Genomic DNA, 13,152 nt, shown 5'->3' on the forward strand with positions numbered 1-13,152 from the left:
GCATCGTCTTTCGAATTAGTTCTGGCCTTCGCCGCTGGCAAGCCGCGCCACCATCAGCGAGCCGAGGATGATCGCGCCGTAAATCGCCTGGATCCAGAACGACGGCACCTGGGCGAGCGTCAGCAGGTTCTGCACGACGCCGAGCAGCAGCACGCCGGAAAGCGCGCCGAGCATCGAGCCCTTGCCGCCGTCGAGCGAAATACCGCCGATCACCGCCGCCGCGAACACCGTGAAAATCATGCCGTTGCCCTGGTTCGCGTTGATCGCGCCGACATAGCCGGTCACGATCAAGCCGCCCACCGCCGCGAGCATGCTGCCGAGCACGAACACGCCCCACGTGATGCGCTCGACGCGAATGCCCGCCGCGCGCGCCGCTTCCGGATTGCCGCCGATCGCATACAACGCGCGGCCGAGGCGGTGATAGCGCAACATGAACGCCGCGATCGCGAACGCCACCGCCGCGAGCCATACCGACAGCGGCAGGCCGAGCACGATCGTGGTGGCGAGCGAGAAGAACGACGGCGGCATGTCGAACAGCGTGCCGCCCTTGGTCGCGCCCACCAGCATGCCGCGCAGCACGATCAGCATGGCCAGCGTGACGATGAACGCATTCAGCCGCAAACGCACCACCAGAAAGCCGTTGATGAAGCCGATCACGGCGCCGACAGCGAGGATCGCGAGCAGGCCGGCCGCCGCGGGCCATTGCGTGCCGAATCCCGCGGACATTGCCGGCATCACCAGCATCGCGCCGACGGCGGGCGCGATGCCGACGGTCGATTCGAGCGACAAATCGAACTTGCCGGTCAGCACGATCAGCGATTCGGCGAGCACGACCAGCGCGAGAGCCGCCGAGGCGCCCAGCACGCTGATCAGATTCGCCCTGGTCAAAAAACTCGGACTGACGAACGCGCCGATCACGATCAGCAAGGCAAGCGCGGGCAGCAACGCCAGCTCGCGCAAGCGCGCCAATTCGCTGCGGGCGCGCTTGCCGCGCGTCGCTTTCACGGCCGGCTGCGTTTGGCCGGGAGCCGCGGCGAACGCGGGACTGGGCACACTATTCTTCATGGAGACTGACTCCTTCAACGGATGCGATCAGATCGTGGTCCTGCCAACCGGCGGGAAATTCGGCCGCGACACGGCCACGGAACATGACCAGCACACGGTCACAGGTGCGCAGATCGTCGAGTTCGCCGGACACGACGAGCACGGCCTTGCCTTCCTCGCGCACGCGGTCCACGACGGAGAGCAACGCTTCTTTCGATTTCACGTCGACGCCCGCGGTGGGGTCGATCAGCACGAGCACGTTCGGGTCGGTGGCTAGCGCGCGCGCCATCACCACCTTCTGCTGATTGCCGCCCGACAGCCCGGATACGACATGCTCGGGGCCTTGCGCGACGATGCCGAGCGCGTCGATCATCTTCTGGCCGAAGGCGTTCTTCTTCGCGGGCGGCGCGATGCCGAATTTGCCGAGCATGCGCGCGATCGTCATGGACGCGTTTTCCGCCACCGATTGCGTCAGCACCAGGCCTTCGTGATGACGGTCCTTCGGCACGCAGCCGATGCCGCGCGCCAAAGCCGCAGGCACGTCGCCGGGCGGCAGGCTTGCGCCATCCACGCTGATCGTGCCGCGCTTCGCGGCGCGCAAACCGGCAATCGCTTCGGCCACGCTCGTGCGGCCGCTGCTCGTTGCGCCGGTCAGGCCGACCACTTCGCCGCGCTTGACCGTGAACGACACGTCTTCGTAATCGGAACCGGCCAACTCCTTCACTTCCAGCGCGACGGCCGTATCGGCGGGCAACGCGTCGCGCGCCGCCGCGTCGGCGACCGAGAGGCCGCCGCGTTCGCCGGTCATCGCTTCGATCAACTGCTCACGCGGCAACGCGGAAACCGGCGCGCTGACGATATGCCGCGCGTCGCGCAGCACCGTCACCGCCTGGCAAATCTCATAGACCTCTTGCAGATGGTGCGAGATGAACAGGAAGGTCACGCCTTCGCGCTGCAACTCGCTGATGCGCCGGAACAGGCGCTTGATCTCGTCGCCGTCGAGCTGCGCGGTGGGTTCGTCGAGAATGATGAAGCGCGCGCCGTACGACAGCGCCCGCGCGATTTCCACGAGTTGCCGCGCTTCCACCGTCAGATCGCCGGCGCGCGCGTCCTCGCGCACGTCGATCTTCCAGTGGTCGAGCAGCTTGCGTGCGTCGCGGCGCATCGCTTGCCAGTCGATCACGCCGCCGCGCAACGGCTGCCGGTTGATGAACAGGTTCTCCGCGACGCTCAGATCGCGGATGATCGTCGAATGCTGATAAACGCAGGCGACGCGCTCGCGCCACGCGTCGCGATCCGCGATCGACGGCGCGGCCGCGCCGCTGAAACGGACCTCGCCGGTATCGGGCTTGCGCAGGCCGGTGAGGATCGACACCAGCGTCGATTTGCCGGCCCCGTTGCGCCCGACGAGCGCATGCGACTCGCCGGGCATCACGCGGATGCTCACGTCTTTCAGCGCGGGCGTGGAGCCGAAGCGTTTGGTGACTTCGAACGCTTCGACGACCGGCACGGAGGGCGTCGGCGCGTTCATTTGACCGTGTTGCCCCACAACGCCTTGTCGTCGACATTCGACTTCGTGACGAGCGGCGCGGGCAATTGATCTTCGAGAATGCCCGGCGCCAGCTGGATGATGTTGCTGCCGTGATCGGTCGGGCCCGGCTTGAAGGTTTGTCCGGCCAACGCGGCCTTGATGTAGAAGAGGCCGTATTTCGCATACGAATCGGCCGGCTGCGAAACCGTTGCGTCGATGTCGCCGCGGCGAATCGCGTCGAACTCCTGGGGAATGCCGTCGTTGCTGACGATCACGACGTGCTTCGCGTCGCCGGCGGGAAACAGCATCTGCTTGCGCCGCAGGGTTTGCAGGGTGGGCGACAGATAAACGCCGCCCGCCTGCATGTAGATGCCCTTCACGTCGGGATTGGCGGTAAGCAGACTGTCGAGCGCGGTGGCCGCGACGTCGCCCTTCCAGCTCGCCGGAATTTCCAGCAGCGTCAAGCCGGGATAGCCTTTCACACAGGAGCGGAATGCTTCCGAGCGGTCACGCCCGTTCACCGATGCGAGGTCGCCCATGATCTGCACGACCTTGCCCGACTTCACGTGTTCGCCGATGTACTTGCACGCTTTCTCGCCGTACGCGCGATTGTCCGCGCGCACCACCATCGCGACCTTGCCTTGCGTCGGCGCGACGTCCACGGCGACGACGGGCACATTCCTGGCCGCGGCGGAATCGAGCGCGCGGCTGATCGCCGCCGAATCCAGCGGGCCGACCACGATGCCCTTCGAACCGAGGTTCAACAGGTTGTTCATGTCGGTGATCTGCTGCACCGGATCGCCGTTCGAATTGACGGGCGCGAGGATGTCGAGCCCCATGTCTTTCGCGTACTTGGGCAAATAGGTGTTGTACGACTGCCAGAACGGCGAGGTCAGCAGCGGCAGATCGAGACCGATCTTGCCGGTCTCGGCGGCTTGCGCAGCGCCGGTGAAGCCGAAGCTGGCGACGCACGCTGCCGCCGCCACGGTGAAGAGCGAACTCCTGAATGAACGACGGGCCGCGAGCGGCCTTTTCACAAACGACATGGTTGTCTCCTGTCCTATATGCGTTGTTGAACTGCGTGATCCGGCCGAGGATGGCCGACACTGCGTCCTGCGCTTTTATGAAGTATTGGCGTGCGCTCATTCACCAATGAACGTATTATTCATATACGAACTTTCCCAAGTCAAGCGAAGTGCACTGCACCAATCGTCCGTATTTTCCCTGGACAAGCGCTGCATCGCACAAGATTCAGTACGCACCGACCCTCTCGCGCCAGATAATGCGAAAACGACACGAGAACTCGCTCACGATGGACGTAGAAGACAAAGACGACGCCGACCGTTATCGCGCCCCCGCGCTCGATAAGGGTCTCGACATCCTCGAACTGCTCGCCGAGCAGAAAGAGGGGCTGACGCGCGCCGAGATCACCAAGCTGCTCGGACGCAACGCGAGCGAGATGTATCGGATGCTCGAACGGCTGGTCGCGCGGCAGTATGTCGTGCGCTCGGCGGCGGGCGACCGCTATTCGCTGAGCCTGAAGCTGTACGCGCTCGCGCATCGTCATCCGCCGATGAACCGGCTCATCTCCGAAGCGCTGCCGTTGATGCTGCGCTTTGCCGATGCCGCCGAGCAGTCATGTCATCTCGTCGTGTACGACCGCGGCAATCTGCTGGTGATCGCGCAAGTGGATGGACCGGGCACGTGGGGCATGTCGGTGCGGCTCGGTTCGCGGGTGGGCCTGATCGACACCGGCTCGGGCCGTGTGATGCTCGCGTTTCAAAGCATCGAGCAACGCGAACAGATGCTCGCCGAACACACCAAGGTGAAGGGCGAGGTCACGATCGACCGTGAGGCGTTGGAAGAGGCGTGCGAGCGGATTCGCGCGGCGGGTTTTTCGCAGAAGGACAGCCAGCAGATCTTCGGCGTGACCGATCTCACGTTTCCGATCCAAGGACCGTCCGGGCAGGCGATCGCGGCGCTGACCTGCCCGTATCTGCGGCGCATCGACGAATACGTCGCGCCGACGCTCGAAGTCGCGACCGCGCTGCTGCGCGAGACGGTGCAGGCGCTGTCGATGTTTCGGGAGAGTGTCCGTCTAGCGTGATGCTCGCGCACGCAGCATGCGCACGGCAAGCCGTTGAACATCGCGTGCATTCGCGCATGGTTTAGAATGGCGACCCCTCAAAAATCACGCCGCATGGGGTTCCTCATGCCGCTCATCGATAAGCAATGGCGAAACTTCTGACCGATTCCGAATTCCAGCGTTTTTCCGAACTCCAGCAGAAGCAGTCGAGCTTCACGATCACGCCTGAAGAAGCCGACGAACTGCGCGACATCGTCGCTCATGCGCAAAAGCGCCGCGACGACCGCGCCGCGGCGATGCAAAGCATCGAAACCTTCATTCAGCAATTCGACATCAGCCCGGACGAGCTGTTTTCAGCCGAGCAGATCGGCGACGCCGCGCGCACTTACGGCCTGATTCCGGCGGCCAGGAAAGAGCGCGTGCTGCCGCCGTCGTTCACGTTCAACGGCAAGCCGTACCAGTGGACGACGCGTGCGCTGCCGGACGAGATTCGCGTGCCGCTGTTCGATGCGTTCAAGGCGGGTGAATCGGTGAAGTCGTTCATCGCAACGCCGAAGGATGCAAACCGTTGCGCGGCGACGATCGCGCGCCTGGAACGCGAGACCGGCGCTGTGTATGCGGATGCGTGGCTGGAAGAGTTGTCGGTGACGCGCACGCAGGTTGAGGAAGCGGCGGGGAAGCTGGCCGCGTAAGTTCAGGCATTCACGCGTGCAAGTCCGCGATTCGTCGCGGACGGTCCTATCGGCGTCATTGCCGCGTTCCAGAAGCGGCACGGCGCTGAGCATCTCTCAAGAGCGCGCCGCGCCGCCGGTTACTGCTGCGAACCGGGCTCATCCAACGCCATCCTGAAGCCCACCACACCCGGATCCTCCGTCGGCGTCACGGTGAAGCCACTGGCTTTCGCCAACGCGATCATCGGCGTGTTCTCCCGCAGCGCCTCGCCCACCAGCCAATGGATGCCACGCACCCTTGCGTAGTTGACGATGCGGTCCATCAGCAATTGTCCAAGGCGCCGGCCTTTCTGGTCCGAGCGCACTGCAACCGCGAACTCCGCGGTTTCGTTATCGGGATCGGCAACCGCGCGCACCACGCCCAACGTCCGCGCGAAACCTTCGTCGGTTTGCACGGTGGCGATGAGCGCCATTTCGCGGTCGTAGTCGATCTGCGTCATGCGCGCGAGTTGCGAATGATCGAAGCTGCCCACCGCGCCGAAAAAACGCAGCCTCAAATCCTCGGGCGTCATCGCCTCGACGAAATCGTGATGCGCCGCCTCGTCTTCCGGGCGGATCGGCCGCACCGTCATGCGCACGCCTTGCCACTCCAACGTCTCCTCGAAGCGGCGCGGATACGGCACGATGGCGAGACGGCTGCGCGTCGACGCGATGCTGAGCGTCGGGGCAAGCACCGTGACGTGGTCGCGGAATACGCGCAGCGTCAGCGCAAGGCCGACGATTTCCTTGACGTCGCACACCGCCTGCGACAGCGCGGTGAGCGCGGCCAATACCGGCTCGGGTGCTACCAGCCGCGCATAAGGCGAGCGCGTGACGATGTCCCGCGCGAGTGTCGGATTGAGCGGCGGCAAACCGTAGACGCGCAGCGGCTCGGACACGCCGTCGGCCGACGGCGCCGTAAAACGGAACACCGGGCCGAAGTTGTCGTCGTCGTGAAGTTCGACGGTGATGTCGACAATGGAATTCGGCGCGGCGGCCGCCGCGCTTTCCGCCGCTTCCACGCGCAGCCCGAAGCGTTCGAGCAACTGCGCCGCCGCCTCGCCGGCGAGTCGATCCGCATTCGCGGCAAGCGCCGCGCGCGCCTGCGCCTGAGCGGCGTCGATCGCCTCGGGAATCCGCGCCGGCAGTCCCTCCGGCGTCTGCATCAGCAACTCGCGGCCCATCCGGTAGTCGACCAGACGGGCGAAGGCGCGCGCGAGCCGCTGTGGCGTCGTATGAACCGGAATGCCTTGCGCATGCAGCGCGTCGCGCGTCGCCGCGTCCACGCCGCCGAAGAAACATGCCAGCAAGCCGCGATACGCAAAGCGCTGATTCGCGATCAACGCCTGCGCGACCTCGCCGACCGGCGCGCCATGCGTCGACGCATGAACGACGAACGCCGTGCCCGCGCCGCGGTGGTCCGCGAGTATCTTCAGCGCGGTGCCGAAATGCTCGGGCCGCGCGTCGTCGCCGAGTCGCAGCGGATTGCCCGTCACCGCATACGGCAGCGCTTCGGCGAATGCCGCGTCGGCGGCGGCGGGCCATGCGGCGAGCGTGTCGCCTGCGGCGGCGAAGGCGTCGCAAGCGAGCGTCGCAAGGCCGCGGTCGCTCGTGATCAGCGTCGCCGTGGCGCCGGCCGCGACGCGGCCCACGCCGAGCGTCTCGATCTCGTCGAGCAGATCGTCGAGCGCGTCGACGCGCACCATGCCCGCGCGGCGGAATGCGGCGGTGTAGAGGCCGTCGGCGGGATCGGCACGGCCCGAGCGCAACGCCAGCACCGGCTTGTTACGCGCCGCCGCGCGCGCCGCCGACATGAACTTGCGCGCCGCGCGCACCGTATCCAGTTCGAGCAGAATCGCGCGCGTGCCGGGGTCGCTCGCCAGATAGTCGAGCACGTCGCCGGCGTCCACATCGGCCTCGCCGCCGAGCGCCACCGCATGCGAAAAACCGAGCCCGCGCGCGTGCGCCCAGCCGAGCACGGCATTGGTCAGCGCGTTCGATTGCGACACCCACGCGACGCCGCCCGCCTTGACCGTGCACGAAGGCGCGCCGAAATACGCGCGCAGCGCCGGCGACACCACGCCGAGGCTGCCCGGCCCGACGATGCGCAGCAGATTCGGCCGCGCCGCCGAAAGCGCGTGCCGCAGATGCAGCCGGTCGGCATCGCAACGCGCCTCGCCGACGATGATCGCCGCGCGCGTGCCGAGCCCGCCGAGCTTGTGGATGATGCCGGGCCACGTATCGGGCGGCGTGCAGATCAGCGCGACGGTGGGCGCTTGCGGCAGATCGCCGGTGTCGCCGAAAACCGGGTGGCCGCCGAGCGTTTCGTACTTCGGGTTGACCGGCCAGAGCGGGCCGCCAAAGCCGCCTTCCAGCACGCGCGACCACACCATCGCGCCGGTGCTGCCCGGCCGCTCGGACGCGCCGATCACGGCGACGGATTTGGGTCGGAACAAGGCATCGAGATTGCGAACGGTCACGGGCGCTCCGCGAATGGAGAGTGGCGCGCCGGAGGCAGGCGCATGTCTTCGTCAGGATAGGCGAAGTCGGCGGCTTGCGCGGGGGCTTCTCGAACCGCGGCTCATGCGAGATGCCAACGTCGTTGCCCGAAAGCGCTGGCGACAAACTCAGCGCGTAAAAAAACCGCGTCGATCGACGCGGTTCTCTGTTTCACCCCGTGCCGTTCGCCGATAAGCGCGCGGCCAGCGCGACCTACATCGCCTTCTTGAACGGCGCGCCCGAATGCTCGCGCAATTCGTTGAAGACGATTTTCGGCCACGCCTTCTGCGCGACTTCGATCTCCGACACGTGCGACGCGAGATAAGTCGGCGCATCGGATGCATCGAGCGCGATCCGCGCCGCGTATGAATCGGTGAAACGGCGCAGTTCGGCCGGGTCGTCGGAGGTCACCCAGCGCGACATCCGGTAACGCGCCGGCGCCATGCGCACGTCGACCTTGTATTCCGTCGACAAACGATGCGACACCACTTCGAACTGCAACTGACCCACCGCGCCGAGAATCATCAAGCCGCCCACTTCGGGACGAAACACCTGAATCGCGCCTTCCTCGCCGAGCTGCTTGAGCGCTTCGCCGAGTTGCTTGGCGCGCATCGGGTCGACCACTTCGACGGTCTGAAAAATTTCCGGCGCGAAGAACGGCAAGCCGACGAATTGCAACTGCTCGCCTTCGGTCAGCGTATCGCCGAGACTCAGCGTGCCGTGATTCGGGATACCGATGATGTCGCCGGGATACGCCTCGCTCACCGTCTCGCGGCGCTGCGACAGGAACGTCACCACGTTGTTGGCGCGGAACGTCTTGTTCGAACGCGTCACCTTGACGGCCATGCCGCGCTCAAAACGCCCCGAGCACACGCGGATGAACGCCACGCGGTCGCGGTGCGCCAGATCCATGTTCGCCTGCACCTTGAACACCACGCCGGTGAACTTCGGCTCGTCCGGCATCACCGGACGCTGCACGGTCATGCGCATCGAAGGCGGCGGCGCGAGGTCGACCAGCGCGTCGAGAATTTCCTTCACGCCGAAGTTGTTGATCGCCGAGCCGAACAGCACCGGCGACTGCTGGCCGGCGAGGAACTGCTCGCGATCGAAGTCGGGCGTGGCGCCCGTGATCAGATCGATCTCGTCCTTCGCCTTGATCCAGCTATGCCCGAAGCGGCGTTCGCCTTCCTCGTCGCTCAACGCTTGCAGCGTTTCGACCGCGCCGCCGGCGGTATCCTGCCCGGCGCGGAATACGCGCACCTGGTCGCGCTGGATGTCGTAGACGCCCTGGAATTCCTTGCCCATGCCGATCGGCCAGGTGAAAGGCACGGCGGCCACGCCCAGATGCTGCTCGATTTCGTCGAGCAGTTCGAGCGGCTCGCGCACTTCGCGGTCGAGCTTGTTGATGAAGGTGACGATCGGCGTCTTGCGGCTGCGGCACACTTCCAGCAGTTTCAGCGTTTGCGCTTCCACGCCGTTCGCGCCGTCGATCACCATCACGGCGGCGTCGACCGCCGTGAGCACGCGGTACGTGTCTTCGGAGAAGTCTTCGTGGCCCGGCGTATCGAGCAGGTTGATCACGGCGTCGCCGTACTCGAACTGCATCACCGAACTGGCGACGGAAATGCCGCGCTGCTTTTCGATCTCCATCCAGTCGGACGTCGCGTAACGGTTGCTCTTGCGGCCCTTCACGGTGCCGGCGATCTGGATCGCGCCCGAGAACAGCAGCAGCTTTTCAGTGAGCGTGGTTTTGCCCGCGTCCGGGTGGGAAATAACCGCGAACGTGCGGCGGCGTTTGAGTTCGGAGACTGACATCGGGCTGGCGGTCACGGATAGGGGTTCGGGCGGTCAACGGCTGCTGGTGCGGCCGCTCTGCCACGCGTTGCGCGGCGGCGCCGAACTGCGGAAGCCGGGTTGGAGACCCGCGTCACATGGCAACCCGGTTGCGTCGGAACAAGGTCACGAACGAGCGTTCGACAATACGGGAATCACCGGCGCAGAACAGCGCAGGGAACGAATGATACACGTCATGGGGAGAGGCGTTGGGAAATGCTGGCGCGCACGCGACCAGCACGAGCATGCCGGTCAACGACACGGTTTGACCTGAGCACAGGGTTCGGCGCGCTCGGGCAAAGGCAAAGGTGAGAGTTTTCGGGACTTGCGGCGGCGCACCTCGAATCGAGGCAAAAGGTGAACGCATCGAAGGTCCGCTCGCGCACCATCACCATGAAGTCCGGGAGTTGATCGAGCTTCGCGAAATCGCTGCGCACGTCATCGAACTATCGTCGATGCAATTTTTCGCGGAGCCTGGAAACGCCCGCTGGCAAAGGCTCGCGCGGATTTCACCGGACTTCGTGCCGTAGTGACGAGCGGCAGCATCCAAGGAATCACCAGCCGCATCGTTCGACAAAACCGGGGTCGCCCGAAGCAAAGTAGCCCCGCGTCAGCCGCTCCGGAAAACGCGCGGCTCGCGAGGCGATTTCAAACCAAAGGTGAGCGTTTTCGGGACCCGGCTCGCGGTGCGAAAAAATCCGCTCGCGGCCTCACTTCAGAACAATGGGCGCCCTCAGAACGAAGGCGCCATGCAGTACCGCGCTTCAGGCGTCGATCAGAAAGCGCTCGCGATTCTTGCCGGCGAGCCAGGCCGGCGAGCGGCCGCGGCCGCTCCACGTCTCGCCGGTTTTCGGATTGCGGTACTTGGCGGCCAGAGCCGGTTTGCGCGCCGGCGCACGCTTGACCGTGAAACCCAGTTCCTCGGCCGTGAGGTCGTATTCAGCCACCTTCTGTTTGATCTCGGCGATCGCCTGCGCGATTTCCTTTTCGCGGGCTGCCGCTACCTCCTTGTGGAGCTTTTCGAGCTGGGTAGTCAACTGTTTGTACGAGGCCATGACAGATGCTCCAATCGGTTTGACGAACTGCATGCTGTGCGCACACTAGCAGACGAAAAACGTGCCGGATAGCGAACCGCGCATTGCCGCCGTTCGATCCCTTGGCCCGGCCTGACGAACCCAATGTACTCAATCGTCAATTGCATCGTACACGCGGCGTTCGAAATCGACCGCCATTGGAAACGGTTCAACCGCGCGGCGCTGAATCAGCATCAAACCAATTAGCTCTTCCACAGGATCGGCGAACCAGCTCGTGCCGAACGCGCCCGGCCAGCCGAACGAGCCCATCGAACGATAGCCGTGCGGCAACTGCTGCGCGGGGTCGTCCACGATCGACAAGCCGAGCCCGAACCCCTGGCCGGCCCAGAGCACATGACCGAAGGCCGGAACGCGGCGCTGGTCGCGCGTGAGAAAGTTCGAGCGCATCAGATCGACCGAGCGATGCGACAGCAAACGCGTCGTGCCGACACGCCCGCGCCCAAGCAGCAGCTGCGCGAATTGCAGATAGTCTTGCGCCGTGGAAACGAGGCCGCCGCCACCGCTCTGGAAACGGTCAGGGTTGGCCCAGCGGCTCGACGAAGGATGATCCTCGACCACGCGCCGCCCCGTGCCCGGCTGGACGCCGTAAGCCGTCGCCAGCCGCGCGAGCTGCGCATCGGGCACCGAGAAACCGGTATCGCGCATGCCGAGCGGTTCGAAAATCCGCGTGCGGAAAAACTCGCCGAGCGACATGCTGCTCACACGCTCGATCAGCACGCCGAGCACGTCCGTGGCAATGCCGTAGTGCCAGCGCAAACCGGGCTGGAACATCAACGGCAGCCGCGCGATGTGAGCCAGCCACGCGTTGTTGCCGGCGCCCGCTTCGAGGCCGTTGAACGCGGCCGCATAAGCTTCGGCCAACGGCCCCTCGGCGGTGAAGTGATAGGCAAAGCCGGCGCGATGCGTAAGCAGATCGAGCACGGTAAGCGGCGCGCTCGCCGGATCGGTTTCGTCGAGCGGACCGGTGGGGTCGCGCAGCACGCGAGGCGCGGCGAGTTCGGGCAGCCACGTCGAGAGCGGTGTATCGAGCGCGAGCCGATCCTCCTCGATCAGCATCAGGATCGCGGCGCTCGTCACAGGTTTGGTCATCGACGCAATGCGGAACAGCGTGTCGCGCTCCATCGGCAGTTGCGAGGTTTCGTCGCGCCAGCCGAGCGGCTCGAAATAGCCGGTTTCGCCGCGCCGCCAAACCATCGACACCACGCCCGCCACTTCGCCCCGTTGCACGTAGCCCTGCATGGCGTTCGTCAGCGCCGTCAGCCGAGCCGCTGAAAATCCCGCTCGTCGCATGATTGTCCTGAATCGTTTCCACCGAAACCGTCGTTCGCCCGGACGGTATGCGCAGCGGCCCGCCGTGGCGAGCGCCTAGGCTTTTTGCCGCGCCTCCAGCGCCGAAAGGGCGGCGTTCAGACGCTTGAGCCGGCTGGCCTGCGCCGGCACGCGAACCGCGCCGGAAACCGAGTCGATCCGATTACGCCAATACGAAAGCGGGATGCGGTCTTCAGCCGAAAGATGCGAGATGACATGCTCAAGGTGTTCAATATCTTTTTCGAGTTGGTGGTGATTCATTGCTTTCCCCGGGATTCAGATCGAACTAATACAAAGCGTGAATCGAAGCATAAACCATGCCGCTGGTTATCTCGGCGACGCGAAAATATTTCTTAAATGCTATTTGCGGCGATGCTCAATCGGCAAATCTGTCCGACGCTAAAATCGCGAGCCGGCTGAAACAGAATACAGCGGCTAATCGCGCACTTCCGTTGGCTGCCGCACCGACTTGCGCACGGCCCATGCGAGCGCGCGCGCAGGCGCCGGAGGAAAGAAGGATAAACGAAAAGTTCCACTTTGAAATAATGCCCACTGCATGAATTGCCCGTCGACGGCATACATTGGCGTCCGTTTTATGACGGCCGCGCGTTTATGCCTGAAACAGAATTCATACCTTGCTCCAAACAGGGACAACATTTGTTTGGTTGAGAATAAATCTCAGCAATGGAAATGCCGCCGCCGCGGCTGGGCCGCGAACCAACGAAAGGCAATCTGCGAAAGCCGCCGTGCCGGCATGAAGCCGGCGTGCAGTCATTTCGCGCGACAGGCGTAAATCAGGCTAAGCGTGCCATTCTCAGTGGATTGACGCACGACGTCGAATGCACCGCCGCAGCTGGCGGTGGCCTGCTGCGCGCACGAGTCGGAGCGGGCCGGGCATTGAACCAGCGTGGTGGCGCGGCCATCGGACAGAAACAGCGGCGTGGGGCTGCTGCAACCGTTCAGCGCGGCGAGCGCGCTCACTGCCAGCGTCGCGCAAGCCCGGCGCGCGAATGAGGAAAGACTGCGCTTCATTGGAAACCCCGAAAC

The 13,152-nt window shown here is 64.9% G+C and carries 13 protein-coding genes; 3 read left to right on the plus strand and 10 right to left on the minus strand.

All coding sequences use genetic code 11. From position 1 onward, the window contains the following. Positions 1-15: 15 nt before the first annotated feature. The 3 genes from ACTJLC_RS17530 to ACTJLC_RS17540 are packed head-to-tail and all read right to left on the minus strand — an operon-like array spanning position 16 to position 3,621. On the minus strand, positions 16-1,065 hold the full coding sequence (locus tag ACTJLC_RS17530) for an ABC transporter permease (protein ID WP_083081820.1): 1,050 nt from the start codon (positions 1,063-1,065) through the stop codon (positions 16-18). Continuing rightward, entirely contained in the window at positions 1,055-2,575 is a 1,521-nt protein-coding gene (locus tag ACTJLC_RS17535; protein WP_083081821.1) for a sugar ABC transporter ATP-binding protein, read from the minus strand. The genes ACTJLC_RS17530 and ACTJLC_RS17535 overlap by 11 nt, the downstream gene beginning before the upstream one ends. Then, on the minus strand, positions 2,572-3,621 hold the full coding sequence (locus ACTJLC_RS17540; RefSeq protein WP_083081823.1) for a sugar ABC transporter substrate-binding protein: 1,050 nt from the start codon (positions 3,619-3,621) through the stop codon (positions 2,572-2,574). The genes ACTJLC_RS17535 and ACTJLC_RS17540 overlap by 4 nt, the downstream gene beginning before the upstream one ends. A 266-nt stretch (positions 3,622-3,887) precedes the next feature. On the opposite strand from ACTJLC_RS17540, the gene ACTJLC_RS17545 reads away from it, so the two are divergent. After that, positions 3,888-4,682: an IclR family transcriptional regulator gene (locus tag ACTJLC_RS17545; RefSeq protein ID WP_073431302.1), complete on the plus strand. Its 795-nt coding sequence runs from the start codon at positions 3,888-3,890 to the stop codon at positions 4,680-4,682. A 125-nt stretch (positions 4,683-4,807) separates the two neighbouring features. Further along, on the plus strand, positions 4,808-5,353 hold the full coding sequence (locus ACTJLC_RS17550) for a hypothetical protein (RefSeq protein ID WP_073431301.1): 546 nt from the start codon (positions 4,808-4,810) through the stop codon (positions 5,351-5,353). A 119-nt stretch (positions 5,354-5,472) separates the two neighbouring features. Here ACTJLC_RS17550 and ACTJLC_RS17555 read toward each other — a convergent pair whose 3' ends face one another. The 6 genes from ACTJLC_RS17555 to ACTJLC_RS17580 all read right to left on the minus strand — a co-directional run bounded on the left by ACTJLC_RS17555 (position 5,473) and on the right by ACTJLC_RS17580 (position 12,366). Then, the gene (locus ACTJLC_RS17555) at positions 5,473-7,851 is read right to left on the minus strand and encodes a GNAT family N-acetyltransferase (RefSeq protein WP_083081824.1); all 2,379 of its coding nucleotides are present in this window, start codon (positions 7,849-7,851) and stop codon (positions 5,473-5,475) included. 232 nt (positions 7,852-8,083) lie between these two features. Then, a complete protein-coding gene (locus tag ACTJLC_RS17560; protein ID WP_073431299.1) occupies positions 8,084-9,685 on the minus strand; it encodes a peptide chain release factor 3 in 1,602 nt (533 codons plus the stop codon). A gap of 112 nt (positions 9,686-9,797) precedes the next feature. Beyond that, a complete protein-coding gene (locus ACTJLC_RS17565; protein WP_143326528.1) occupies positions 9,798-10,070 on the minus strand; it encodes a hypothetical protein in 273 nt (90 codons plus the stop codon). A gap of 397 nt (positions 10,071-10,467) precedes the next feature. Next, positions 10,468-10,758, minus strand: a complete 291-nt coding sequence (locus ACTJLC_RS17570) for an H-NS histone family protein (RefSeq protein WP_073431298.1) — start codon at positions 10,756-10,758, stop codon at positions 10,468-10,470. 129 nt (positions 10,759-10,887) lie between these two features. Beyond that, positions 10,888-12,087, minus strand: a complete 1,200-nt coding sequence (locus tag ACTJLC_RS17575; RefSeq protein WP_083081826.1) for a serine hydrolase domain-containing protein — start codon at positions 12,085-12,087, stop codon at positions 10,888-10,890. A 75-nt stretch (positions 12,088-12,162) separates the two neighbouring features. Continuing rightward, positions 12,163-12,366 carry a hypothetical protein gene (locus ACTJLC_RS17580; RefSeq protein WP_073429596.1) on the minus strand — a complete coding sequence of 68 codons (204 nt, stop codon included), beginning with the start codon at positions 12,364-12,366 and terminating at the stop codon, positions 12,163-12,165. Between the two features lie 56 nt (positions 12,367-12,422). On the opposite strand from ACTJLC_RS17580, the gene ACTJLC_RS17585 reads away from it, so the two are divergent. Beyond that, on the plus strand, positions 12,423-12,665 hold the full coding sequence (locus tag ACTJLC_RS17585) for a hypothetical protein (protein WP_143326529.1): 243 nt from the start codon (positions 12,423-12,425) through the stop codon (positions 12,663-12,665). 211 nt (positions 12,666-12,876) lie between these two features. Here ACTJLC_RS17585 and ACTJLC_RS17590 read toward each other — a convergent pair whose 3' ends face one another. After that, positions 12,877-13,137: a hypothetical protein gene (locus ACTJLC_RS17590; protein ID WP_083083017.1), complete on the minus strand. Its 261-nt coding sequence runs from the start codon at positions 13,135-13,137 to the stop codon at positions 12,877-12,879. Positions 13,138-13,152: the final 15 nt, after the last annotated feature.

This window comes from Paraburkholderia sp. 22099, assembly GCF_052045835.1.
GTDB lineage: Bacteria > Pseudomonadota > Gammaproteobacteria > Burkholderiales > Burkholderiaceae > Paraburkholderia > Paraburkholderia terricola.

What these genes read in the sequence shown, in the direction of transcription:
- ACTJLC_RS17545 (WP_073431302.1), top strand. Translation starts at nt 3,888, where the DNA reads ATGGACGTAGAAGACAAAGACGACGCCGACCGTTATCGCGCCCCCGCG.
- ACTJLC_RS17550 (WP_073431301.1), top strand. Translation starts at nt 4,808, where the DNA reads ATGGCGAAACTTCTGACCGATTCCGAATTCCAGCGTTTTTCCGAACTC.
- ACTJLC_RS17590 (WP_083083017.1), bottom strand. Translation starts at nt 13,137, where the DNA reads ATGAAGCGCAGTCTTTCCTCATTCGCGCGCCGGGCTTGCGCGACGCTG.
- ACTJLC_RS17540 (WP_083081823.1), bottom strand. Translation starts at nt 3,621, where the DNA reads ATGTCGTTTGTGAAAAGGCCGCTCGCGGCCCGTCGTTCATTCAGGAGT.
- ACTJLC_RS17580 (WP_073429596.1), bottom strand. Translation starts at nt 12,366, where the DNA reads ATGAATCACCACCAACTCGAAAAAGATATTGAACACCTTGAGCATGTC.
- ACTJLC_RS17535 (WP_083081821.1), bottom strand. Translation starts at nt 2,575, where the DNA reads ATGAACGCGCCGACGCCCTCCGTGCCGGTCGTCGAAGCGTTCGAAGTC.
- ACTJLC_RS17570 (WP_073431298.1), bottom strand. Translation starts at nt 10,758, where the DNA reads ATGGCCTCGTACAAACAGTTGACTACCCAGCTCGAAAAGCTCCACAAG.
- ACTJLC_RS17560 (WP_073431299.1), bottom strand. Translation starts at nt 9,685, where the DNA reads ATGTCAGTCTCCGAACTCAAACGCCGCCGCACGTTCGCGGTTATTTCC.
- ACTJLC_RS17585 (WP_143326529.1), top strand. Translation starts at nt 12,423, where the DNA reads ATGCCGCTGGTTATCTCGGCGACGCGAAAATATTTCTTAAATGCTATT.
- ACTJLC_RS17530 (WP_083081820.1), bottom strand. Translation starts at nt 1,065, where the DNA reads ATGAAGAATAGTGTGCCCAGTCCCGCGTTCGCCGCGGCTCCCGGCCAA.
- ACTJLC_RS17575 (WP_083081826.1), bottom strand. Translation starts at nt 12,087, where the DNA reads ATGCGACGAGCGGGATTTTCAGCGGCTCGGCTGACGGCGCTGACGAAC.
- ACTJLC_RS17565 (WP_143326528.1), bottom strand. Translation starts at nt 10,070, where the DNA reads ATGCGTTCACCTTTTGCCTCGATTCGAGGTGCGCCGCCGCAAGTCCCG.